The organism is Halobacillus sp. ABD4_316 (assembly GCF_056161385.1).
Window position 1 is genome coordinate 970,762 of the sequence record NZ_JBSWZA010000002.1, and the last position, 23,636, is coordinate 994,397.

Consider the following 23,636-nt stretch of genomic DNA (forward strand, 5'->3'; position numbering starts at 1 on the left):
CATGATCGGTGTGATTGATTACGGCATGGGAAACCTCTTCAGTGTTTCGAAAGCACTGGAGCGTTTGAATATTGAATACAAAATCGGGGACCGACCTGATCAGCTTCACGGATGTGACGGCTATATCCTGCCTGGAGTGGGAGCTTTCCCTGATGCAATGAAAGCCTTGGCAGAGCACCAGTTTATCGGTTTCATCCACCAGAAAGTGGACGAAGGAGTGCCGTTGTACGGCATCTGTCTTGGCATGCAGCTGCTTTTTGAAAGCAGTGAGGAAGGCGGCTGGACAGATGGACTGGGTATTTTCCCAGGGACCATCCGCCGCTTTTCGGGAATCGATGAAAACGGCCGGGCCTACAAAGTACCTCACATGGGATGGAACCAGATGAACATCCGCCGTCCGGAAAAAGAGCTGTTGACCGATGTGGAGAACGAGTACGTCTATTTCGTTCACTCCTATGCGGCCGTCACAGAGGACGAGGATATTTTATATGCCACGGCGGATTATCACACCGACGTACCGGCCATAGTGGGACGGGACCACGTCGTGGCCAGTCAGTTCCACCCGGAAAAAAGCGGTCGTGCAGGGATGCAGCTGTTGGAAAACTTCTGCCGGATGATGTGCAGACAATAAGGAGGGGCACGAGATGAGTTTTACGATTTATCCTGCTATCGATATGCGCGGCGGAAAATGTGTGCGGTTGGAGCAGGGAGACTTTGATAAAGAGACCATTTATGGGGAAAATCCCTTTGAGATTGCCGAACAGTTCGCAGAAGCCGGAGCATCATGGATCCATATGGTGGATCTGGATGGAGCGAAAGAAGGATCCAGACAGAATGCTGAATTTGTGCTCCAGGCAGCCGGAAAACTGAACAGCCGCATTCAAATTGGCGGCGGTATTCGTTCTGAAGCAGATGTGAAATATTATCTGGACCAGGGTGTCGACCGCGTCATTATAGGTTCCCTTGCTGTCAGTGATATTGAAACAACGAAAAAGCTGCTGGCCGAATACGGCAGCCGCATCGCCATCGGGCTTGATGCAAGAGATGGGTATGTCTCCACAGCCGGATGGCTGGAGCAGTCGGAAATCAAGGCGGTCGATCTGGCGAAAGAGCTTGTGGAAGCCGGCGCCCGCACATTCATCTATACAGATATAGCTAAAGACGGAATGCTGGCAGGACCGAATACAAAGGAAATCGTCCGTCTGGCTGAGGAAGCCGGGGTGGATGTCATCGCTTCCGGAGGCATCAAGGACCTTGGTGATCTTCAGGAATTAAAACAGTACCGTGATCGGAATGTAGCAGGATCGATCGTAGGGAAGGCGCTTTATACGAACCAGTTCACCTTGGAAGATGCCCTCGATTTGGAGGTGGAGTAATGCTTTCCAAACGAATTATTCCATGTCTTGATGTAAAAGAAGGGCGGGTCGTCAAAGGGATCCAGTTTGTCGATATCAGAGACGCCGGGGATCCAGTTGAACTCGCCAAAGTCTATGATGAGCAGGGAGCCGATGAGCTCGTTTTCCTTGATATATCGGCCAGTCACGAAGGGAAGAAAACGATGATTGATGTCGTCCGCTCGGTCGCCTCCGAGCTTGCCATTCCTTTTACTGTCGGTGGTGGTATCCGTACACTTGAGGATATTAAAGAGACATTGAGAAACGGAGCCGATAAAGTGTCCTTGAATTCATCTGCCGTCCAGCGTCCTGAATTAATTACCGAAGGTGCCGATTATTTTGGCAGCCAGTGCATCGTCGTCGCGATTGATGCGAGATATGACGAACCATCCGATAACTGGGTCGTTTATACCCACGGAGGCCGGACGCCGACCGAGTGGTCTCTCACCGATTGGGCGCAGGAAGCGGTGAAGCGTGGAGCGGGTGAAATTCTGCTCACTTCCATGAACAAGGATGGAGAGAAGACTGGTTTTGACCTGCCGATGCTGGAAGCTGTTCAAAACGTCGTAAGCGTACCGGTCATTGCTTCCGGTGGTGCCGGCTCCAGTGAGCATTTTTATGATGTGTTTACAAAGGTGGATGCGGATGCGGCCCTCGCGGCTTCCATTTTCCACTATAAAGAAACTTCTGTAGGAAACGTGAAACGTTACTTAAAAGATAAAGGGGTGCCGATCCGATGAACATCAATGAAGTGAAATTTGACGAGCAGGGCCTGGTACCGGCGATTGTCCAGGACGAGCGCTCAAAAGAAGTATTGACCCTCGCTTATATGAATAAGGAATCTCTCGAAAAAACACTGGAGATTGGAGAAACGGTCTTTTACAGCCGTTCCAGAAAAGAACTGTGGCACAAAGGGGAGACGTCCGGAAATACGCAGCAGGTGAGACAGATCAAGTATGACTGTGATCAGGACGCTCTGCTCGTGCAGGTGATTCCGGCCGGACCAGCCTGTCATACGGGAAGCTACAGCTGTTTTTCTGAAACACTGACCGGTGACCAGACAGAAGCAAAAGAAAACCGCTACGCCATTCTTGATGAGCTCCAGTCGGTACTTGCCGAGCGGAAATCTCTTCTACCAGAAGGCTCTTACACGTCCAAGCTTTTCCAGGAAGGTGTGGACCGGATTGCCAAGAAGATCGGGGAAGAAGCCGGAGAAGTGATCATAGCGGCTAAAAACGATGACCCGGCTGAGATGGCACTGGAATCTGCCGATCTGATTTTCCACCTGCTTATGATTCTGACAGACCGAGGTGTACCGCTAGATGATGTCCTGCGTGTGCTGGAGGAAAGACATTCCTAAGAGGGATTCCTTTTTTCTCCTATTTCTATCTTCCTATTTATGTTATACTGCATAATTAGTGAGATTTGATACGTATTAGGGGGACAGTCATGACAACATCAGTAAAAGGGACAGCGGCACGACAGAATACGAATGTTATCCCATTTCTGCCTTCAGGTAAGTTTTATTTTACCCATGGGATCCAGGCTTTCCAAAAGCGTCGTTTCAATGCCGCTGTCAAGTGGCTGAAGAAAGCTATCGAAGCCTCTCCCGAAGAACCTCTATACCCATGCCAGCTTTCAGTGGTCTACACGGAAGTTGGCTCTTATCATGCGGCCAACCAGGTGTTGACGGAAGTGCTCGCCAATTTCGGTAAGGAATACGTCGACTGCTATTACTTGATGGCGAACAATTACGCTCATCTTGGTCTGCTCAGTGATGCGAAAAAATACGTGGACACGTACCTCGAACAACCAGGTGATGGGGAATTTGAGGAAGCAGCTGAACAGTTAAAGGAAATGCTGGATTCGCTTGAGGAAGAAGAGGATGAGGACGAGTGGGCTTTCGAAGATGAAGATGAGCTTTTGATTTATCAGGAAACCGCCTTTTATCATTTGGAACAGGAAGAGTGGGAGCAGGCGCTTCAGCTTCTTGAAGAAATGATGGACATGTTCCCTGAGTTTACGATGGCGAAGCATAAATATGCCTTCGCTCTTTATATGAACGGCAGCGAGGAAGAAGCGGTGAACCTCGAGCGCTCGATTTTAGCTGAGGACCCCTCTGACATTCACAGCCACGTGAATCTTGCCGTATTCCATTTGAAAAATGGGCAGCAGGAAGAAGCGATGCATCATATCCATCAGCTGCGCAACGTCTTTCCTATGCACGATCAGCAGAAGCTGGCCGTAGCCGAGACACTGGCGCGCGCAGGGTTTTATCAGGAATCCATCGAACGGTTCCGGGCACTGAAGGATAGACAGGTTGTGAGAAGACGGGTGTACTACAAATGGTACAGCATCGCACTTTATCATACGGGGCAGCCGGCGAAGGCTCTTCAAATGTGGGAAAAGGGCTGCAGGCAGTTCCCTTCCATGGCTGAGGAAGGCGGGCCCTGGTCGGATCAGGTATAACAACCACGGGTAGAGGAAACAGCAGGGTCTTTCTCTCTGACCGGAAACGCTGAAGCAGATCTTTGCTGAAGAGGAGAAACTTTTCTTCGAAGGTCTGTTTTCGTATGTATGTGCTGCCATGATAGGATGCGGTCTGTCCCTGTCCTGCTGCGGCTTAAGAGCCTCCCGCTCCTCTTATAAGCACATTAATGGACGGTTTTCGTATGATTTACTATGATATGTACAGGAAACAACAAGTGATTTGGAATCATAAGGAGTTGAAGATAGATGAGTGAAGAACGTATTTATGATGTAATTATCGCTGGCGCCGGTCCCGCTGGTATGACAGCAGCCGTTTATACATCTCGTGCGAATCTGGATACGCTCATGATCGAGCGCGGAATTCCGGGCGGACAGATGGCCAATACAGAAGATGTAGAAAACTACCCGGGCTATGAAAGCATTCTAGGACCGGACCTTTCTAATAAAATGTTCGACCATGCGAAGAAGTTCGGGGCAGAATATGCCTATGGCGATATTAAAGAAGTGATCGACGGGAAAGAATATAAAACAGTGAAGGCAGGCAATAAAGAGTACAAAGCCCGTGCGGTCATCGTAACGACAGGTGCCCAGTACAAAGAACTCGGCGTCCCTGGTGAAAAAGAGCTTGGTGGACGCGGTGTATCCTACTGCGCCGTATGTGATGGGGCTTTCTTCCGGGATAAAGAGCTTGTCGTGGTCGGCGGCGGAGACTCTGCCGTTGAAGAAGGCGTGTACTTGACCCGCTTTGCGAGCAAGGTAACGATTGTGCACCGCCGTGACGAACTGCGCGCTCAGAAAATTCTTCAGGATCGTGCCTTTGATAATGACAAAATTGATTTCATCTGGGATACAGTTGTCAAGACCATCAATGATCAAGATGGGAAGGTCGGCAGTGTCACGCTTCATAACAGAAAAACGGATGAAGAATATGATTTCGATACCAACGGAGCTTTCATCTATATCGGAATGATCCCGTTGAGCCAGCCGTTCACAAGCCTTGGTATTACAAACGAGCAGGGCTACATTGAAACGGACGAAACTATGGAAACGAAAGTGCCGGGCGTCTTCGCAGCTGGAGACATCCGTGAAAAAGAACTGCGTCAGATTGTCACAGCAACAGGTGACGGCAGTATTGCAGCCCAGTCTGCACAGCACTATATTGAGAATCTTCTAGAGGAATTAAAAGTCGTCAATTAAAGATATTATATTTTAACGCTGATGTAACATCTGTGAAACATTCTTTTGTTACGCTGAAGATAATTAATTGACCCCCTTTTAATAGAGTTCGCTCTATAAGACACAGGTGCTCCTCATCTGTGTCTTTTTTTTATGATCAAGTCTTGAACGTTGTCTTTCTCACAAAGAGGTCCTTTCGGAAAATCAGCTCATAATATTGTTGCCTTGTGTGTATTCATTGTATAATGGGGAGAGATGCCCTCCTGACAGAAAATGAGGTGACGACGAACGATGCAGCGTGTAGCTAATTGTGTTTTACGTTCAAAAGACAAAGTATTGATGCTTAAAAAACCGCGCAGAGGCTGGTATGTAGCTCCTGGAGGAAAGATGGAACCAGGAGAAAACATTAAGGATTCAGCTGTGCGTGAGTTTAAAGAAGAAACAGGACTTGATATTGAAAACCCTGAACTGAGGGGGTCTTTTACATTTATTATGAGGGAAGAGGAAAAGACGGCTCAGGAATGGATGATGTTCACCTTTTATACAACGAGTTATACAGGTGAACTGCTTGAGGAAAGTGAAGAAGGTGAACTGGAATGGGTCCCTGTCGATGAAGTGCTGAACAAGCCCATGGCTGAGGGTGACCGTGAGATATTCAGACATATTCTAAGCAGTGATCACCAACTTTATGGAACATTTGTATATACGACGGATTTCAAACTGATCGATCAGGATCTGGATCCGTCATGACCTGACGAATGGGGAGCGATGGAGATGCATGTAGATGCAAACGAAACTCAGCTGGTAATTATTACTGGAATGTCAGGGGCAGGGAAAACCGTGGCTGTTCAAAGCTTTGAAGATCTCGGTTTTTTTTGTGTGGACAACCTGCCGCCTGCCCTACTGCCTAAATTCCTGGAATTGATGAAGGACTCGAGCAACAACATACAGAATGTGGCGCTTGTCATGGATTTGAGAGGGCGGGAATTTTTCGATGCGCTTTTTGATTCCCTGGACAAACTGGGGAAAGAAAACTGGCTGCAGGAGCATATTCTTTTCCTTGATGCAGAGGATCAATCCCTCGTTTCAAGGTATAAAGAAACACGCCGCTCCCACCCGCTTGCCAAAGAAGGGCTTCCTCTTGAGGGAATCCGTAAAGAACGAAAAATGCTTGATGAGCTGAGGGGACGTTCCCAGACGATCATTGATACCACTTCATTGAAACCGAAGGAACTGCGGGAGCGCATTATTGAAAGCTACCGACAGAAAGAGCAGCAGGTGTTTTCGGTTCAGATGGTGTCCTTCGGCTTCAAATACGGGGTGCCGATTGACGCGGATTTAATGTTTGACGTGCGTTTCCTTCCAAATCCCCATTACGTGGAGCAGATGCGTCCGATGACAGGTCTGAATTCAGAGGTGTCCTCTTATGTGTTCAAATGGAGCGATACACAGAAGTTTCTGGAAAAGCTGAAGGATCTGCTTCAGTTCATGCTTCCCCAGTATAAACGGGAAGGCAAAAGTCAGCTTGTTGTCGCCATCGGCTGTACCGGAGGCCAGCACCGTTCTGTAGCTTTGGCGGAGCATCTATCCGAATATTTTTCAAGCGATTTCGTGACCCACGTAACCCACAGGGATATCGAAAAAAGGAAGGGTTTGTAATAGATGGATTCAAAGACGAAACCGCGTGTCGTCGTCATCGGAGGCGGCACCGGAATGCCCGTGCTCCTGCGGGGACTGAAAAAATTACCTGTTGATCTTTCAGCCATCGTAACGGTTGCTGATGACGGGGGGAGTTCAGGAAGACTCCGAACGGAAATGGCCATCCCTGCTCCGGGAGATATCCGAAATGTGGTAGCTGCTCTGTCAGATGCAGAGCCTATGCTGCTCGACTTGTTTCAGCACCGCTTCTCCAACGGCAACGGTCTTTCCGGCCATTCTATGGGAAATCTCCTTCTGGCAGCCATGGCGTCCATGACAGGGGATTTTTATAAAGGGATTAAGGAAATCTCCCGGGTGTTGAATGTCCGTGGAAATATCTATCCCATTGCCAACCACAGCATGAACCTTCACGCGGAAATGGAGGACGGGACGATCGTAACCGGCGAATCAAGCATACCCAAACAAGGAAAACGAATAAAACGGGTGTTTGTCAGTCCTACACCGGTCCAGCCGCTTCCGGAAGCCGTGGAAGCCATCCAATCGGCGGATTTAATTGTCATCGCTCCGGGCAGTCTATATACGAGCATCCTGCCGAACATTATCATTCCTGAAATCGGTCATGCGCTGAAAGAAACGAAGGCAAAAGTAACGTATATCTGCAACGTTATGACCCAGGAAGGCGAAACATCCGGCTATTCTGCAGGTGATCATATCCAGGCACTGGTTGATCATATCGGCCGTGACGTGGTACAGTCAGTAATTGTGCACAACAGACCGATTGATCAGCACGTCCGTAAAAAGTATGCCGAAGAAAATGCTGAACCGGTGATTTATGATATTGACCGGATCAAATCGATGGGTGTCCAAGTGATTGAAGAAGATATTATTGATCATGATAAAGTGATGCTGCGCCATGATACAGCTAAATTGGCGCGTCTTTTACATTCCATGCTCTAAGAAAGAGATTGTTGTTAGGAAAGGGGGGATCGGAATGTCCTTTGCATCAGAAATTAAGAAAGAGCTGACCAACGTAGAAGCAGATATGGGATCGATGGAAGCGGAACTGGCTGCGCTCGTACGGATGAATGGAACGTTCTCCTTATCGAACCGCCAGTACATTCTGGATGTGCAGACGGAAAACGCGGCTATTGCCCGCAGGATCTATACACTGATCAAGAAGATTTACCCATACCCTGTTGAACTTCTTGTGCGTAAAAAAATGCGTTTGAAGAAGAATAATGTATATATTGTAAGACTTGCGGAAAAGGCGGATGTTGTTTTGGAGGACCTTGAAATACTAAAAGGACCGTTATCCATAAACCCCAATATTCCCCAGAAGTATTTGAAAGATACGAGTTGTAAACGGGCGTATTTGAGAGGGGCCTTTCTTGCCGGAGGTTCTGTCAATAATCCGGAAACTTCTTCTTATCATCTGGAAATTTATTCTGCTGATGAGGAACACAACGAGGCGTTGTGTAAGCTGATGAACAGCTTTGACCTGCATGCCCGCACGCTGAGCAGGAAAAAAGGATACATCACTTACTTGAAAGAAGCCGATAAGATCACAGAGCTGATCAGCAACATCGGCGCCCATCAGGCGTTATTCAAGTTTGAAGATGTCCGGATTGTAAGAGACATGAGAAATTCCGTAAACCGTCTGGTGAACTGCGAGACGGCCAATCTGAATAAAACCATTGGGGCGGCTTTCCGCCAGGTGGAGAATATAAAATTCATCAAACGGACAGTAGGACTGGAGGCTCTTCCGGATAAGCTTCAGGAGATTGCTTCCCTTCGTCTTGAGTACCAGGAAGTTTCACTGAAGGAACTAGGGGAATACGTTTCAGGCGGAACAATCAGTAAATCCGGCATTAACCACAGACTGAGAAAAATTGATGAATTCGCTGACCGGGTTAGAAAAGGTGAAGTCACAGAAAAGTCCAGAAACTGATTCATCTTCGGATTCATTCGTGCTATAATAAAAGACAATTATAACGCTTTCGTAAGGAGAGCGTTCTTTTTTCACCCATTTGATAACGCTTACAAAAGTGGTGTGAACAAGAAAGGAGAATGACCAGTGTTGGAAAAAACGATTAAAATCGAATTGGAAACCGGCCTTCAGGCAAGACCTGCTGCCTTGTTTGTTCAGGAAGCTAATAAATTTTCTGCGGACATCTTCATTGAAAAAGAGGAAAAACGTGTGAATGCAAAAAGTATCATGGGGTTAATGAGTCTTGCGGTAGGCACCGACGAAGAAGTGAAAATTATCGCAGACGGGTCTGATGAAGAACAGGCCATTCAAATGTTAACGGCATTTGTGCAGCCTGCGTAAGCTTCATTATGTGAATCAATGAACGTGTCGAATAAGAGAACGTTCTCATATAAAACATAAAAAATCCGCTGGAACTCCAGCGGATTTTCAAGAGATGTCATTAAACGTTCTTTTCCATCACTTTGTCGATTAGTCCGTACTCAACAGCTTCGTGTGCAGACATGAAGTTGTCACGGTCTGTATCGCGTTCGATGACCTCATACGGCTGACCTGTGCGTTCGGCAAGAATCTGGTTCAGTTTCTCGCGCATTTTGATGATACGCTTTGCGTGGATTTCAATGTCAGAGGCCTGACCCTGTGTACCGCCTAGTGGCTGGTGGATCATGACTTCACTGTTTGGAAGAGCGTAACGCTTCCCAGGCTCACCAGCGTTCAGAAGGAAGGCACCCATAGATGCTGCCATACCTGTGCAGATGGTAGATACGTTCGGCTTGATGAACTGCATCGTATCGTAGATCGCCATTCCTGCAGTAATGGAACCACCTGGTGAGTTAATGTATAGGGAAATATCTTTTTCAGGGTCATCTGCTGCAAGGAACAACAGCTGAGCTACAACAGAGTTCGAGATGTTGTCATCGATCGGGCTGCCGAGCATAATGATCCGGTCTTTAAGTAAGCGGGAGTAGATGTCATAAGCACGCTCTCCCCGGTTTGTTTGTTCAATAACTGTAGGGACTAAATTCATTGTAAGTTCCTCCTTATCATCACTTGATTATCTTTGAGATACATTCATCATACCTTTAAGGTCAATAAAGGTCAAACAAAAACAATCGACGATATCCGCAGCCGTTAAATCAGACGGAAGAGACGGATTCCTTCTACCATCATACCCTTAATTGTCTGTAATAAACGTAGGATATAAAAATCCGTGGAACATCCGATGACCTTCTATGTACATGTTTAAAGATCTCATTTCCTGGTCACTGTGCAGGAAGGGCCCGTGGAGTTCCAGGGCCCCGGCGGATCGTTTTATCATAAGTATACGTACTAAAAGAAATTATTTTTCAAAAACGGGTTGCGTAATCAGTGGTCATTCATTATAATAGTATTTGCATGTCGCTTCTGCGCCTGTAGCTCAGTCGGATAGAGCGGTAGATTCCGGTTCTACGTCAGTCGGGGGTTCGAATCCTCTCAGGCGCGCTGTCTAAAATAGACCTTCCTTTTGGAAGGTCTATTTTTTTATTCCCTGTATTATTATGGTACAATAATAGTAGGATAAAGCAGACAGTTACATGCATGTTATTTAAACATCTTATGAACAGTAATCTTACGGCAGTTATACGAACGTTTATTTGGGTAAGTTATTCCGATGTAGTTTCTAAATGAGGCGTCGTATGTTATGATTATCTTATGTACTGTAGGACTTTTCGCTTTATTTAGAAGAGGGGTATCTATGACAAACCTAATCCGTTACAAAATCTTGGCGACCGAACAAGTGTCTGAAGACCGGCGGATTCACGTGTTTGATATGCAGAAGCAGCAGAAGTTGTCGTTTAATTACGAGTTACTGAAAAGAACTCCGGAAAACTATGTAGGCGAAGGGTTGGCGGAATTTTTACATCGCAGAAAACTCAAAATCGATAATGGCTTTTATGATAAAAAAGGGCACGCATCTTGAATGTGTGTCCTTTTTATTGTGAGATAGGAACAAGTCCTGTACAAAAAAGATAGGATAAGGGGAGGGGATGGCATGCAGACAGTCGTTCTGTATAGGAAGAACGGATGCACGTTGTGTGATGAAGTGAGGGCCCTGTTGTCTTTGTTTTCTGTGGAAGTGTCAGAAGTAGATATCGAAACAGACCCGGAGCTCCATGAGAAGTATTTTCTCGAAATACCAGTCGTGAGGATCAATGAAGAGGAACTGGACTATCGGACCATTGATTACTTTGAGCTGCAAAAGCGTTTACAATAAAAAACCATGGGTTTTCTGCTTGCACCCGTACCCCCTCACTGTTAAGATAAAAAATGTAATGAGATATTTTTTTGCTCCTAGCGGGACATAATATGACTACCTGGGACGTAATTCATCCCAGTCGGCAGTTTTTTCAAAGAAGGGGCTTTTTCCATGCGAGCGTTCATCGATCTACAAAAAAAATTATTCCCTGATGTCCTGGACGTTATTCAGAGGCGCTATCAGCTGCTTCATTACATCCAGATCATGCAGCCCGTTGGAAGAAGAGCATTGGCTGAAAACGTCAATCTTGCCGAACGGACGGTACGCAGCGAGGTGGACTTCTTAAATCAGCAGGGAGCTGTTGAAATTACATCAAGAGGCATGCATCTCAGCTATGAGGGGCAGAACATCCTTGAGCAGCTGGCTGAATTTATAAAGGAAGTTACAGGCATTAAGGTTTTGGAGCAACAGTTAAAGGATAAATTAAATCTGGATTACGTTGTTGTTGTTCCTGGTGATAGTGATGAGCTCAATTGGGTAAAACAAGAGATGGGAAAAGCTTGTGTCCAGTATTTGAAAGACCATATGAGTCCTGAACAGGCCATTGCCATTACAGGTGGAACAACGATGGCATCCGTTGCCCAGATGATGACCTCATTCAAGGGCGCCGATCAATGCCTGTACGTACCTGCCAGAGGCGGGCTGGGTGAAAGAGTGGAAAATCAGGCCAATACGATTTGTGCGGAGATGGCAAAAAAAGCAAAGGGCGACTACCGTTTGTTATATGTACCCGACCCGCTGAGCGAGGAATCCTATAAAACGATAAAAGAAGAGCCTTCCATCAAAGAAGTTCTCGACATTATCCGTCATGCCGACATCGTTATCCATGGTGTTGGAGATGCAATGACCATGGCACAACGGAGAAAGACATCTCCGGAGCAGCTGGAGCTGATCCAGCAGTATGAAGCCGTGGGAGAAGCATTTGGATACTATTTCAATCGTATGGGTGAAATCGTTCATAAGGTTCGCACCGTTGGTCTGCAGCTTGAGGATCTGAACAGATCCCGGCATGTCATTGCCGTTGCCGGAGGCCGGTCAAAGGCTCAGGCAATCGCTTCTTATTTCCAGCCCGGACAGAGTAATGTCCTCATCACAGATGAAGGGGCTGCACAAGAGTTAATAAGGGATTTTTCCCTTTAAATAAAATGATTTTTATCATTCAAGGAGGAATTTTGCATGACAGTAAGAATTGGTATTAATGGTTTTGGACGTATTGGACGTAACGTATTCCGTGCTGCACTTAACAACAATGATGTAGAAGTAGTGGCGGTTAACGATCTAACAGATGCGAATATGCTTGCACACCTTCTTCAGTATGACACTGTACACGGTGCTCTTTCTGAAAAAGTAACAACAAACGGTGACAACCTGATTGTTGGCGGCAAAGAAATCAAAGTACTATCTGAAAAAGATCCAGCACAACTTGGCTGGGGCGATCTTGGAGTAGATGTTGTGATCGAATCTACAGGACGATTCACTCAGCGCGAAGATGCGAAGAAACACATCGACGCCGGTGCTAAGAAGGTCATTATCTCTGCTCCAGCGAAGCAGGAAGACCTTACAATCGTTATGGGTGTTAACGAAGATCAGTATGATAAGGATTCCCATCACGTTATTTCCAACGCTTCCTGCACAACGAACTGCCTGTCTCCAGCAGCGAAAGTTCTTGATGAGAAGTTCGGTCTTAAGCGTGGTATGATGACAACGATCCACTCTTACACAAACGACCAGCAAATCCTTGACCTTCCACACAAAGACTACCGTCGTGCGCGTGCTGCAGGTCAAAACATTATCCCAACAACTACTGGTGCGGCACAAGCTGTTGCAAAAGTACTTCCACACCTTGATGGTAAACTAAGCGGAATGGCGATGCGTGTACCAACAATGAACGTATCTATCGTTGACTTCGTTGCGGAACTTGAAAAAGACGTAACAGCTGAAGAAGTAAACGAAGCACTTCGTGAAGCTGCTGAAGGCGACCTTAAAGGTGTTCTTGCTTACAGCGACGAGCCACTTGTATCTTCTGACTACAATGGCAACACGAACTCTTCCATCATTGATGGTCTTTCTACAGCAACTCTTGAAAACAACATGGTTAAAGTTGTCACTTGGTACGACAACGAAACTGGTTACTCCAACCGTTGCGTAGACTTGGCTGTATACCTTAAAAACCAAGGCTTGTAATATCTGAGTCTTTTTAGAAAATACTAGGAAAAGAAGGAAAGGAGGAGGTCTCATGTCCTCCTCCTTTATCCTTGTTTTTCTGTTTTCTGCTTGTCTGCGTTTCTGTTCCTTCAAGGTGTGGAAACGTACATAAGGGCAGATGTTTAACGACCAAAACCAAGGAGGTTGTCATTCTATGAATAAACAAACGATTCGCGACGTTGAAGTGAATGGAAAAACGGTCTTCTGCCGCGTAGACTTCAACGTACCAATGAGCGATGGAGAGGTAACAGATGACACAAGAATTAAAGCTGCTCTTCCGACAATCCAGCACCTGACTGGAAACGGAGCGAAAGTCATTCTTGCCAGTCACCTGGGACGACCTAAAGGAGAAGCGGTACAGGAGCTTCGTCTTGATCCTGTAGCTGACCGTCTAAGTGATCTTCTTGGACAGACGGTTATTAAAACAGATGAAGTATTCGGTAATGAAGTCAATCAGGCCATTTCAGAATTGAACAATGGTGATGTGCTTCTTATTGAAAACGTACGCTTCCATCCTGGTGAAGAAAAGAACGATGCTGAACTTGCGAAGGCTTTCGCAGACATGGCTGATCTTTTCGTTAACGATGCCTTCGGTGCTGCCCACCGTGCCCATGCGTCAACAGCGGGTGTAGCTGAACATATCCCGGCCGTTGCCGGTTTCCTTATGGAAAAGGAAATCAATGTACTCGGCAAAGCTTTATCCAACCCTGAGCGCCCTTTCACAGCCATTGTTGGTGGAGCGAAAGTGAAAGACAAAATCGGCGTGATTGATAACCTGATTGATAAAGTGGACAATCTGATCATCGGCGGTGGACTGGCTTATACATTCGTAAAAGCCCTCGGCCACGAAATCGGTAAATCCCTTCTTGAAGAAGACAAAATGGATCTTGCCAGAGAGTACATGAAGAAGGCAGAAGAAAAAGGCGTGAACTTCTACATGCCGGAAGACGTTATCGTTGCTGATGACTTCTCTGATTCTGCCAATAAAAAAGAAGTAGCGATTGACAGCATCCCTGCAGACTGGGAAGCGCTTGATATCGGTCCGAAAACGAGAGAAAAATACGCCAACGTCATCAAGGAATCCAACCTGATCATCTGGAACGGACCTATGGGCGTATTTGAAATTGAATCCTTTGCCAATGGTACGAAAGCCGTTGCTGAAGCTCTGTCCCAGACAGAAGGCTACAGCGTGATCGGCGGTGGAGATTCAGCAGCAGCTGTTGAGAAATTCGGCTATGCATCTGATATGAACCACGTATCCACCGGCGGCGGTGCTTCCCTTGAATTTATGGAAGGTAAAGAACTTCCAGGGGTTGCTCTACTAAACGATAAGTAAAAAGGAGAGGTGAAGCAGTCATGCGTAAACAAGTAATCGCAGGTAACTGGAAAATGAACAAAACGCACCGTGAAGCGGAAGATTTCATTCAGACAGCTAAAAACGAAGTGCCATCTGCCGAACAGGTGGAATCCATCGTTGTAGCTCCATTCCCTTTTCTACAAAAGCTTGTAGAGGAAACAGAAGGAACGAGTCTGAAAATCGGTGCACAGAACATGCACTTTGAAGAAAACGGCGCTTTCACAGGTGAAGTCAGCCCTGTTATGTTGAAAGAGCTGGGAGTGTCCCACGTTGTTCTCGGCCACTCTGAACGCCGTGAAATCTTCAAGGAAACAGATGAAGATGTCAACAAAAAAGTCCACGCCGCTTTCAAGCACGGCCTGACTCCAATCATCTGTGTCGGTGAATCCCTTGAACAGCGTGAAGCCAATGAGACGATGGATGTTGTAGAAGGTCAAGTGAAAAAAGCACTTGAAGGACTTACAAACGAGCAGTGTGCAGAAACGATCATTGCCTATGAGCCGATCTGGGCGATTGGTACAGGCCGCACAGCAACTTCTGAGCAGGCCAATGAAGTGTGCACACACATCCGTAAAGTTGTCAGCGAGTACGTGAATGCCGATGCTGCTGATGCGGTCCGCATCCAGTACGGCGGAAGTGTAAAACCTGCAAACGTGGATGAGCTGCTTTCCCAGTCTGACATTGACGGAGCTCTTGTGGGAGGCGCAAGCCTTGAAGCAGATTCTTTCCTAAAACTTGTGGAGGCAGGTAAGCATGAGTAATCAGAACTTAGCTGCGTTAATCATTCTTGACGGCTATGCCATCCGTGATGAAGAATTCGGAAATGCCGTGAAGCAGGCCAACACGCCAAATTTTGACCGTTACTGGAACCAGTTCCCTCATTCTCAGCTCACGGCGAGTGGAGAGGCTGTTGGACTTCCTGCAGGCCAGATGGGGAACTCTGAAGTAGGTCACTTGAACATTGGTGCCGGCCGTGTGGTTTATCAAAGCTTAACCCGTATTAATCTTGCGATCCGTGAAGGCGACTTCTTTGATAATGAAGTTCTCAAGGATGCTGTTAAAAAAGCAAAGGAAAAAGGTAAGGCCCTTCACATCTTCGGCTTGTTGTCTGATGGTGGAATTCACAGCCATATCGAGCATATGAAAGGCACGCTGAAACTGGCCGAACAGGAAGGATTGGAACAAGTATTCCTCCACGCTTTCCTTGATGGACGTGACGTTGGTCAGCAATCTGCCAAAACCTATGTGAAGCAGGCACAGGAAGCTATGGAGGAAATCGGCATCGGCCGTATGGCTACGATTTCCGGCCGCTATTACGCTATGGACCGCGACAATCGCTGGGAACGCGTACAGAAGGCCTATGATGCGATCGCTTACGGAGAAGGTCTAACGTATCAGGACCCGATTCAGGCGATTGATGATTCCTACAAACAGGAAGTCTATGATGAATTCGTAGAACCTGTCGTTCTTACGGATGATGACGGTCAGCCGATCGGTAAAGTGGAGGACGAGGATAGTATCATCTTCTTCAACTTCCGTCCTGACCGTGCCATCCAGCTGTCCCGCACATTTGCCAATGATGATTTTGATGGGTATGACCGTGGGGAGAACGCTCCGAAAAACCTTCACTTTGTGAGCATGACACAGTACAGCGATCAAGTGAAAAGCCATATCGCGTTCCCACCGAACGATCTGAAAAATACGATCGGGGAAGTGCTGGCCGATAACGATATGAAACAGCTTCGTATCGCAGAAACGGAAAAATACCCGCACGTAACCTTCTTTATGAGCGGCGGCCGCGAAGCTGAATTCGACGGGGAAGAGCGCATCCTTATCGATTCACCTAAAGTGGCAACGTACGATTTACAACCGGAAATGAGTGCTTATGAAGTGACAGATGCTCTCCTTGCAGAGCTTGATGCGGATAAGCACAATGCGATTCTCCTGAACTTCGCCAATCCGGATATGGTCGGTCACTCAGGCATGCTTGAGCCGACAATCAAAGCGATTGAAGCTGTCGACGAATGTCTTGGTAAAATCGTTGATAAAATTCATGAAAAAGGCGGACACGCCATTATTACAGCGGACCACGGGAACTCTGACGAAGTGACGACTTTGGATGGAGATGCCATGACCGCACACACGACAAACCCTGTGCCTGTCATTGTGACAAAAGAGGGCGTCGATCTCCGCGAAGGCGGAATTCTTGGTGATCTTTCACCAACCCTGCTGGAACTGCTGAATGTAGAGCAGCCGCAGGAAATGACTGGACAATCATTAATTAAAAAATAAGGGAGAGATATTAATGCCATATATTACTGACGTATATGCACGTGAAGTCCTTGACTCTCGTGGTAACCCAACAGTTGAAGTTGAAGTTTATACTGAATCCGGAGCTTTCGGTACAGCTCTAGTCCCAAGTGGAGCATCTACAGGTGAGTATGAAGCTGTAGAACTTCGTGATGGTGACAAAAACCGTTACCTTGGAAAAGGTGTTCAAAACGCCGTTGACAACGTAAACGAAAAAATTGCTCCAAAACTTCTTGGTATGGATGCAACCCAGCAGGTGATCATCGACCAAATGATGAGAGAGCTTGATGGTACAGAAAACAAAGGAAACCTTGGTGCCAACGCAATCCTTGGTGTTTCCATGGCCGTTGCCCACGCAGCAGCTGAAGTGGTTGGACAGCCTCTTTACAAATATCTTGGAGGATTCACAGCGAATACTCTTCCAACACCAATGATGAACATCCTTAACGGTGGAGAGCACGCGGACAACAACGTGGACATCCAGGAGTTCATGGTTATGCCTGTAGGAGCTCCTACTTTCAAGGAAGCTCTACGCATGGGTGCGGAAATTTTCCACTCCCTTAAGAAAGTACTAAGCAGCAAAGGCTACAACACTGGTGTCGGTGATGAAGGTGGATTTGCTCCTGACTTAGGTTCTAACGAAGAAGCTCTTTCTACAATCATCGAAGCGATTGAAGCAGCTGGCTACAAGCCGGATGCTGAAGTGAAGCTTGCGATGGACGTTGCCTCTTCTGAAATTTACGAAGATGGTAAGTACAACCTGAAAGGTGAAGGCGTTGTACGTACTTCTGAAGAAATGGTGGACTGGTACGAAGAGCTTGTGAACAAGTATCCAATCGTTTCTATCGAAGATGGTCTTGACGAGAACGACTGGGAAGGTACGAAACTTCTTACAGACCGTATCGGCGACCGCGTACAGCTTGTAGGGGACGACTTGTTCGTAACCAACACAGAAAAGCTTTCCCGTGCGATTGAAGAGGGTGTAGGAAACTCCATCCTTATCAAAGTGAACCAGATCGGTACACTTACTGAAACATTCGAAGCCATTGAAATGGCGAAGCGCGCCGGCTACACAGCCGTCATCTCCCACCGTTCTGGTGAAACAGAAGATGCTACGATCGCTGACATCGCTGTTGCGACAAACGCCGGTCAAATTAAAACAGGTGCTCCGTCCCGTACGGACCGCGTAGCGAAATACAACCAGCTTCTTCGTATCGAAGATCAGCTGCTTGGTACAGCCGTTTACGCTGGTGAGAAAGCTTTCTACAACCTGAATAAGTAATTCTGCTCAAAAGCCTCTCTGATGGATTCAGAGAGGCTTTTTTATGTGATAAACTAGATACATACGTTAATGGAGTAGGAGAACGATCACGAATGAAGAAGTTCATTGTAATGGGAATGATCATCACTCTGTTGTACAGCGCGTACACGGCTTATTCGGTATGGACCTTCGGGGAAGGCAGCCAGCCGCCTGAGGCGGATGCCGCCATCGTGCTGGGAGCTGCTCAGTGGAATGGTAAACCGAGCCCGGTATTTGAAGGGCGCTTGAAGCAGGGAATTGAGCTGTATGAGAAAGGGCATGTGGACTACCTGATCTTTACAGGCGGAAAAAGTGAACAGGCTGCTTCCTCTGAAGCGGAAGTAGGACGGGAGTATGCTTTGGAAAAAGGAGTCCCTGAAGAAGATATCCTTTATGAAGACAGCTCTTTGATGACAGAAGACAATATCATCAATGCAAAGGAAGTAACAGAGGAAAAAAACTTAGAAACGTTTTTAATTGTCAGCGATCAGTTTCATTTAAAGCGGGCAGTCGCTATGGCAGAGAGTTATGGGATGTCTGCCAAAGGTGTACCGACCCAGTATTCAGCTTATCAATCGCTGGATACAAAGCTGCCTTTCTTTCTCCGGGAGTGGGGTTTCTGGATGGGGCACCAGCTGACCAATCTGCTGATTGTTTGAGGTGAGGAAGATGGAATTAGTGGAAGCGGTGAAAAAACGCCGTTCGATTCACGAATATGAACCGAAACTTGTGGATGAAGAGGTGTTGAAAAATATTTTCCGTACAGCGGCATGGGCGCCGACCCATCGGATGAAAGAGCCGTGGAATGTTCACCTTTACCAGGAACAGGGAAAAGAACGTTACGCAGAGGCTGTGCTCGACAGCTATGAGCGTCAAGGGTTCTTTGAAGGCTATGATGAAGAGAAATCCCGGCAGTTGAAAAAGGGGATTGGTGATTTTCTTCTGCAGATTCCACACCACGCTCTCATTTACATGCCGAAGGACGAAGATGAGCGCAAGTTCGAAGAAGACTATGCAGCCGTATGTGCGTATATTCAAAATGTCCAGCTGCTTGCCTGGGAAGCTGGTGTAGGCGTACTCTGGACGACCAGTCCTTACCTTCACGATCCAGAGTTTGCAAAGGGAGTAGGTGTGGATCCATCTTTCTATAAACTGGTCTCTGTGCTTCAGATCGGCTATCCAAAGCGGATCCCTAAAGCGAAACAGCGCACAGATATTGGAGATAAAATGAAGGTTATTCGAACATAAAAAAGCTGACACCCTAGCGGGTGTCAGCTTTTTTTGCTGGGTGTACAGCTTCTTTATCCTCAGGCAGAGGGTCGATGGTATGGTTATATTCATAACCTTTATGAACAGCCATTCCGAACAATGCGGCAATGCCTAAGACAATACCAATACAGACAATCATAATGACTGCGAAAGTCAAAAGCTTCACCACTTTCTTCTTTGTCATGGCAGGGTCATTCACAACTGGTCGGTTTTATTGTCCCCCATCCTTTGAGGAAAATTACTTCATCTGTGTTTTTTCTTTAATGAAGGCAACGACTTCTTCGGCGGTACCCATAGAAAGAATTTCGTCTTTATAAGCAGCGAGTTCTTTCTTGGACAGATCCTTGATCTGTGTACGGGCAGGAAGGATGGACGTGGCACTCATGCTGAACTCATCCAGGCCTAGCCCAAGCAGGATCGGGATGGCAATCTCATCGCCGGCCATCTCTCCGCACATACCGGCCCATTTGCCTTCTGCGTGCGCAGCTTCGATGACGTTGTTGATCAGATTCAGAATCGCCGGGTTGTATGGCTGGTACAAGTAGGACACGCGTTCGTTCATACGGTCGGCAGCCATTGTATATTGAATCAGGTCATTGGTTCCAATACTGAAGAAATCCACTTCTTTAGCGAACTGACGGGCAATGACAGCTGTCGCTGGAATTTCCACCATCATACCGATTTCAATGCCATCAGCAATGTCATACCCTTCGCTTGTTAGATTGGCACGCTCTTCTTCAAGGATCGCTTTAGCTTGACGGAACTCATCAAGAGTAGCGATCATTGGGAACATGATCTTCAAGTTTCCGTGGACACTCGCACGCAGCAATGCACGCAGTTGAACACGGAAGATATCATCACGCTCCAGGCACAGACGGATTGCGCGGTACCCAAGGAACGGGTTCATTTCTTCAGGAAGATCAAGGTAGGAAAGCTCCTTATCTCCACCGATATCAAGCGTACGGACGACAACAGGCTGGTCACCCATTTGCTTCAGTACTGAGGAGTAGGCTTCAAACTGCTCTTCTTCCGTAGGGAGCTGGCTCTTGCCCATGTATAGGAATTCTGTACGGTAAAGGCCGACACCTTCCCCGCCGTTGTTCAGGACACCTTCAACGTCTTCCGGCGTACCAATGTTGGCTACAAGCTCCACGTGCTCTCCTTCAGAGGTGAGGGTAGGCTCGTCTTTCAGCTTCGCCCACTCCTGTTTCTGCTTCTCGAAGTCTTCCTGCTTCTGTTGGTAAGTAGAAATCTGTTCTTCAGATGGATCAACGATGACGTCGCCGTTGATGCCGTCTACAATAATCATGATATCCTTCCCAGCTTTGGCCGTGATCTCTTTTGTACCGACAACGGCCGGGATTTCAAGAGAGCGGGCCATAATGGCTGAGTGGGATGTACGTCCACCAATATCTGTTGTGAACCCTTTAACGAACTGTTTGTTCAACTGAGCGGTATCGGAAGGTGTCAGATCATCCGCTACAATGACAACTTCTTCATTGATAAGTGCAGGATCCGGGAACGTAACGCCAAGCAGGTGAGCCATTACACGTTTCGTTACATCATTGATGTCCGCAGCGCGTTCGCGCATATACTCATTGTCCATGTTCTTGAACATGTCGATGAACATATTCGCTGTTTCGGAAAGAGCTGCTTCTGCGTTAACGTTATCATTTTTAATTTTGTCTTCAATCGGCTGGATCAATTCTGGATCACTAAGAACGAGCAGGTGGGCTGAGAAAATTTCTGCATGCTCATCACCAAGTGATTTTTTTGTATGGGCCTTGATTTTTTCAAGTTCTGTTTTTGAGATCTCAAGCGCATCTTGAAGACGGGAGATCTCTTGTTCCGGATCTTCTACTTTCTTTTTATCGAAAGAAAGGTCCGGAGCTTCCAGACGGTAGACTTTTGCGATGGCAATACCGCTGGAAGCTGCAATACCTTGAAGCTGTGTCATGCTGTTATTCCCCCAAGCTTTCATTCTTCATTGTTGTTTCCAAGTGATCGATCGCTTCCTGTTCGTCACTGCCTTCTGCCGTGATTTTCACTTCGGCATTAGCTGGAATCCCAAGACTCATGATGCCCATGATGGACTTCAGATTAACGGATTTTTCTTTGTAGTGAAGATTAATATCAGACTCGTACTTCCCGGCGTTCTGGACTAGAACGGTCGCAGGACGAGCGTGTACACCATCAGCAGATGTAATTGTAAAAGTTTTTTCTACCATAGTAGATATCCTCCTTATAAAAATTGGTTGTTATTGAATTACCCTAACTTTCTTATTTTAAGCCTTTTGGAGGTCTTTTTTCAAGAATCCTACGACAATTGCAGAAAGAATTGACCCGGCAATAATAGCCAGCAGATAAAGAAGGATTTGTCCGATTCCACCTTCAACAAGTGGAGCTACGATAATACCGCCGTGCGGGGCGCGGAGACCGATACCGAACAACATTGTCAGCATACCAGTGAGCGCACTTCCGGCTACCATGGATGGAATGACACGAGCCGGATCGGCAGCTGCGAACGGAATCGCTCCTTCTGTAATGAAGAAAGCACCGAGTGGATAAGCGGCCTTACCTGTTTCGCGTTCTTCTTTCGTGAATTTATTTTTGAAGAATGTTGTGGCAAGTCCCATAGCAAGTGGTGGAACCATTCCACCAGCCATTGCAGCAGCAATAAACGTATAGTTCCCTGCATCAAGCGCTGCAATGCCGAATGTGTAGGCCGCTTTGTTGACAGGGCCGCCCATATCGACCGCCATCATGCCGCCGACAATCAATCCGAGCAGAGCGAGGTTGGAACCGCTCATGGAATCCAGAAGATCAAACAACCACGTGTAAACGCTTGTTAAAGCCGGGTTGATCAAAAGCATAATCATACCTGTACCGAAGATGGCGAACACAGGGTAAAGCAGGACTGTTTTCAAGCCGTCCATAACAGCAGGCAGGCCTTCAAGCATTTTCTTCACGCCAAGTGTTAAATAACCAGCAAGGAAACCAGCAATAAGTCCACCTAAGAAACCGGAGCCATTTCCTGCACCTTCGACGGTCTGTGTAATGGCAATCAAACCACCGACCATACCAGGAGCAAAACCAGGTCTGTCCGCAATACTGGATGCGATAAAGCCGGCCAGTACAGGGACGAGCAGGAAGAAGGCATTGCCGCCGCCGATAATGCTGAGCATTTCAGCGAATCGGTTGTATTCAGCACTGTTCGGGTCGGCTGAGTTGATTCCCCAGAAGAAGGAGATCGCAATCAGGATTCCCCCTCCGACAACGAATGGGAGCATGTTGGAAACACCATTCATCAGATGCTTGTAAAAGCCAGTCCGCTGGCCTTTTTCACTGGAGGCTTCCTTGGAGCTGCCTCCACTTCCCTGAAACACAGGAGCATCCTGATTCAAGGCTTTATTGATCAGTTCCTTCGGCTCGTGAATCGCTTTGGCTACAGGCACTTCAATGACATGCTTCCCATGGAAATCTTCCATATCCACCTTTGTATCAGCAGCTACAATAATAGCTGCAGCGTCAGCGATGTCTTCTTTCGTCAAACGGTTTTTTACACCGCTGGATCCGTTCGTCTGTACTTTAATCGGTACGCCCATTTCCTTCGCTGTAGCTTTCAGCTTATCAGCAGCCATGTACGTGTGGGCAATTCCAGTCGGACACGCGGTGACGGCCAGGATTTTTCCGGAAGGCTGATCGTTGGTCTCCTCTTCAGGCTCCTCGTCCTCGGCTTCTTTCGCATTAATCGCTGCAATGATTTCCTCTTTCGTCTGAGCGGCTTCCAACTGCTCACGGAATGTATTATCCATCAGGAAAGAGGATAGACGGGAGAGTGTTTCCAAGTGCGTGTTGTTTGCCCCCTCGGATGCAGCAATCATAAAGAATAAATGTGTCGGCTGGCCATCAAGGGACTCATAATCAAGGCCTTCCTGTGAGCGTCCGAATGCAATGGCGGGATTCTGGACAGCACTTGTTTTCGCATGGGGGATGGCGATTCCATCTCCGATTCCCGTTGTGCTTTGGCCTTCTCTATCTTCGATCGCTTTCTTAAAGCCATTCCGGTCGTTTAGACGGCCGGCTTCATCCAGCTTATCGACTAATTCATCGATCGCTTCCGGCTTTGAAGAAGCGGACATGTTCAGTACAATCGTCTCTTCTGTTAACAAGTCAGTAATTCTCATTTCGAA

The 23,636-nt window shown here is 47.1% G+C and carries 25 protein-coding genes, 1 tRNA gene and 1 pseudogene; 22 read left to right on the forward strand and 5 right to left on the reverse strand.

Annotated features, from left to right (window positions below; all coding sequences use genetic code 11):
* Position 1 precedes the first annotated feature (1 nt).
* The 11 genes from hisH to ACXAJH_RS11730 all read left to right on the forward strand — a co-directional run bounded on the left by hisH (position 2) and on the right by ACXAJH_RS11730 (position 9,048).
* On the forward strand, positions 2 to 631 hold the full coding sequence (gene hisH, locus ACXAJH_RS11680; RefSeq protein WP_474969382.1) for an imidazole glycerol phosphate synthase subunit HisH: 630 nt from the start codon (positions 2 to 4) through the stop codon (positions 629 to 631).
* A gap of 13 nt (positions 632 to 644) precedes the next feature.
* Complete coding sequence (gene hisA / locus ACXAJH_RS11685) at positions 645 to 1,376, forward strand: 1-(5-phosphoribosyl)-5-[(5-phosphoribosylamino)methylideneamino]imidazole-4-carboxamide isomerase (protein WP_474994056.1); 732 nt, start codon at positions 645 to 647, stop codon at positions 1,374 to 1,376.
* Entirely contained in the window at positions 1,376 to 2,134 is a 759-nt protein-coding gene (gene hisF, locus ACXAJH_RS11690; RefSeq protein WP_474971068.1) for an imidazole glycerol phosphate synthase subunit HisF, read from the forward strand. The genes hisA and hisF overlap by 1 nt, the downstream gene beginning before the upstream one ends.
* Positions 2,131 to 2,754 carry a bifunctional phosphoribosyl-AMP cyclohydrolase/phosphoribosyl-ATP diphosphatase HisIE gene (hisIE, locus tag ACXAJH_RS11695; RefSeq protein WP_474969379.1) on the forward strand — a complete coding sequence of 208 codons (624 nt, stop codon included), beginning with the start codon at positions 2,131 to 2,133 and terminating at the stop codon, positions 2,752 to 2,754. The genes hisF and hisIE overlap by 4 nt, the downstream gene beginning before the upstream one ends.
* Before the next feature lie 89 nt (positions 2,755 to 2,843).
* Complete coding sequence (locus ACXAJH_RS11700) at positions 2,844 to 3,863, forward strand: tetratricopeptide repeat protein (RefSeq protein ID WP_474969378.1); 1,020 nt, start codon at positions 2,844 to 2,846, stop codon at positions 3,861 to 3,863.
* A 267-nt stretch (positions 3,864 to 4,130) separates the two neighbouring features.
* Positions 4,131 to 5,081, forward strand: a complete 951-nt coding sequence (gene trxB / locus ACXAJH_RS11705; RefSeq protein WP_474969377.1) for a thioredoxin-disulfide reductase — start codon at positions 4,131 to 4,133, stop codon at positions 5,079 to 5,081.
* A 270-nt stretch (positions 5,082 to 5,351) separates the two neighbouring features.
* Positions 5,352 to 5,810, forward strand: a complete 459-nt coding sequence (locus ACXAJH_RS11710; RefSeq protein ID WP_474969376.1) for an NUDIX domain-containing protein — start codon at positions 5,352 to 5,354, stop codon at positions 5,808 to 5,810.
* A 24-nt stretch (positions 5,811 to 5,834) separates the two neighbouring features.
* Positions 5,835 to 6,719, forward strand: coding sequence for an RNase adapter RapZ (gene rapZ / locus ACXAJH_RS11715; protein ID WP_474971071.1), 885 nt, complete (start codon positions 5,835 to 5,837; stop codon positions 6,717 to 6,719).
* 3 nt (positions 6,720 to 6,722) lie between these two features.
* Complete coding sequence (locus ACXAJH_RS11720) at positions 6,723 to 7,676, forward strand: gluconeogenesis factor YvcK family protein (RefSeq protein WP_474969374.1); 954 nt, start codon at positions 6,723 to 6,725, stop codon at positions 7,674 to 7,676.
* Positions 7,677 to 7,710: 34 nt separating this feature from the next.
* The gene (gene whiA / locus ACXAJH_RS11725; RefSeq protein ID WP_474971072.1) at positions 7,711 to 8,667 is read left to right on the forward strand and encodes a DNA-binding protein WhiA; all 957 of its coding nucleotides are present in this window, start codon (positions 7,711 to 7,713) and stop codon (positions 8,665 to 8,667) included.
* A 126-nt stretch (positions 8,668 to 8,793) separates the two neighbouring features.
* A complete protein-coding gene (locus ACXAJH_RS11730) occupies positions 8,794 to 9,048 on the forward strand; it encodes an HPr family phosphocarrier protein (RefSeq protein WP_281658455.1) in 255 nt (84 codons plus the stop codon).
* A gap of 100 nt (positions 9,049 to 9,148) precedes the next feature.
* Here the strand turns inward: ACXAJH_RS11730 and clpP are convergent.
* Positions 9,149 to 9,736, reverse strand: a pseudogene (gene clpP / locus ACXAJH_RS11735) (ATP-dependent Clp endopeptidase proteolytic subunit ClpP); the annotation flags it as partial.
* A 376-nt stretch (positions 9,737 to 10,112) separates the two neighbouring features.
* On the opposite strand from clpP, the gene ACXAJH_RS11740 reads away from it, so the two are divergent.
* The 11 genes from ACXAJH_RS11740 (at position 10,113) to ACXAJH_RS11790 (ending at position 19,422) form a co-directional block, all read left to right on the forward strand.
* A tRNA-Arg gene (locus tag ACXAJH_RS11740) sits at positions 10,113 to 10,188 on the forward strand.
* A 253-nt stretch (positions 10,189 to 10,441) separates the two neighbouring features.
* A complete protein-coding gene (locus ACXAJH_RS11745; protein WP_474969372.1) occupies positions 10,442 to 10,666 on the forward strand; it encodes a hypothetical protein in 225 nt (74 codons plus the stop codon).
* A 72-nt stretch (positions 10,667 to 10,738) separates the two neighbouring features.
* Positions 10,739 to 10,960, forward strand: a complete 222-nt coding sequence (locus ACXAJH_RS11750) for a glutaredoxin family protein (protein ID WP_474969371.1) — start codon at positions 10,739 to 10,741, stop codon at positions 10,958 to 10,960.
* A gap of 153 nt (positions 10,961 to 11,113) precedes the next feature.
* Positions 11,114 to 12,142: a sugar-binding transcriptional regulator gene (locus tag ACXAJH_RS11755; protein WP_474989674.1), complete on the forward strand. Its 1,029-nt coding sequence runs from the start codon at positions 11,114 to 11,116 to the stop codon at positions 12,140 to 12,142.
* A gap of 36 nt (positions 12,143 to 12,178) precedes the next feature.
* Positions 12,179 to 13,186, forward strand: a complete 1,008-nt coding sequence (gene gap / locus ACXAJH_RS11760) for a type I glyceraldehyde-3-phosphate dehydrogenase (RefSeq protein WP_474969369.1) — start codon at positions 12,179 to 12,181, stop codon at positions 13,184 to 13,186.
* Positions 13,187 to 13,361: 175 nt separating this feature from the next.
* Positions 13,362 to 14,543, forward strand: a complete 1,182-nt coding sequence (locus ACXAJH_RS11765; RefSeq protein WP_474969368.1) for a phosphoglycerate kinase — start codon at positions 13,362 to 13,364, stop codon at positions 14,541 to 14,543.
* 20 nt (positions 14,544 to 14,563) lie between these two features.
* Positions 14,564 to 15,325, forward strand: a complete 762-nt coding sequence (gene tpiA / locus ACXAJH_RS11770) for a triose-phosphate isomerase (protein WP_474969367.1) — start codon at positions 14,564 to 14,566, stop codon at positions 15,323 to 15,325.
* Entirely contained in the window at positions 15,318 to 16,856 is a 1,539-nt protein-coding gene (gene gpmI, locus ACXAJH_RS11775; RefSeq protein WP_474969366.1) for a 2,3-bisphosphoglycerate-independent phosphoglycerate mutase, read from the forward strand. Before tpiA ends, gpmI begins: the two co-directional genes overlap by 8 nt.
* 13 nt (positions 16,857 to 16,869) lie before the next feature.
* Entirely contained in the window at positions 16,870 to 18,156 is a 1,287-nt protein-coding gene (gene eno, locus ACXAJH_RS11780) for a phosphopyruvate hydratase (protein ID WP_474969365.1), read from the forward strand.
* Between the two features lie 92 nt (positions 18,157 to 18,248).
* Complete coding sequence (locus tag ACXAJH_RS11785) at positions 18,249 to 18,833, forward strand: YdcF family protein (RefSeq protein WP_206933510.1); 585 nt, start codon at positions 18,249 to 18,251, stop codon at positions 18,831 to 18,833.
* A gap of 10 nt (positions 18,834 to 18,843) precedes the next feature.
* A complete protein-coding gene (locus tag ACXAJH_RS11790) occupies positions 18,844 to 19,422 on the forward strand; it encodes a nitroreductase family protein (protein WP_474969364.1) in 579 nt (192 codons plus the stop codon).
* A 13-nt stretch (positions 19,423 to 19,435) separates the two neighbouring features.
* On the opposite strand, the gene ytzI is transcribed toward ACXAJH_RS11790, so the two are convergent.
* The 4 genes from ytzI to ACXAJH_RS11810 are packed head-to-tail and all read right to left on the reverse strand — an operon-like array spanning position 19,436 to position 23,630.
* Complete coding sequence (gene ytzI, locus ACXAJH_RS11795) at positions 19,436 to 19,627, reverse strand: YtzI protein (protein ID WP_474971075.1); 192 nt, start codon at positions 19,625 to 19,627, stop codon at positions 19,436 to 19,438.
* 54 nt (positions 19,628 to 19,681) lie between these two features.
* Complete coding sequence (ptsP, locus tag ACXAJH_RS11800; RefSeq protein ID WP_474969362.1) at positions 19,682 to 21,400, reverse strand: phosphoenolpyruvate--protein phosphotransferase; 1,719 nt, start codon at positions 21,398 to 21,400, stop codon at positions 19,682 to 19,684.
* A 4-nt stretch (positions 21,401 to 21,404) separates the two neighbouring features.
* On the reverse strand, positions 21,405 to 21,671 hold the full coding sequence (locus tag ACXAJH_RS11805; protein ID WP_027956353.1) for a phosphocarrier protein HPr: 267 nt from the start codon (positions 21,669 to 21,671) through the stop codon (positions 21,405 to 21,407).
* 57 nt (positions 21,672 to 21,728) lie between these two features.
* The gene (locus ACXAJH_RS11810; protein ID WP_474989666.1) at positions 21,729 to 23,630 is read right to left on the reverse strand and encodes a PTS fructose transporter subunit IIABC; all 1,902 of its coding nucleotides are present in this window, start codon (positions 23,628 to 23,630) and stop codon (positions 21,729 to 21,731) included.
* Positions 23,631 to 23,636: the final 6 nt, after the last annotated feature.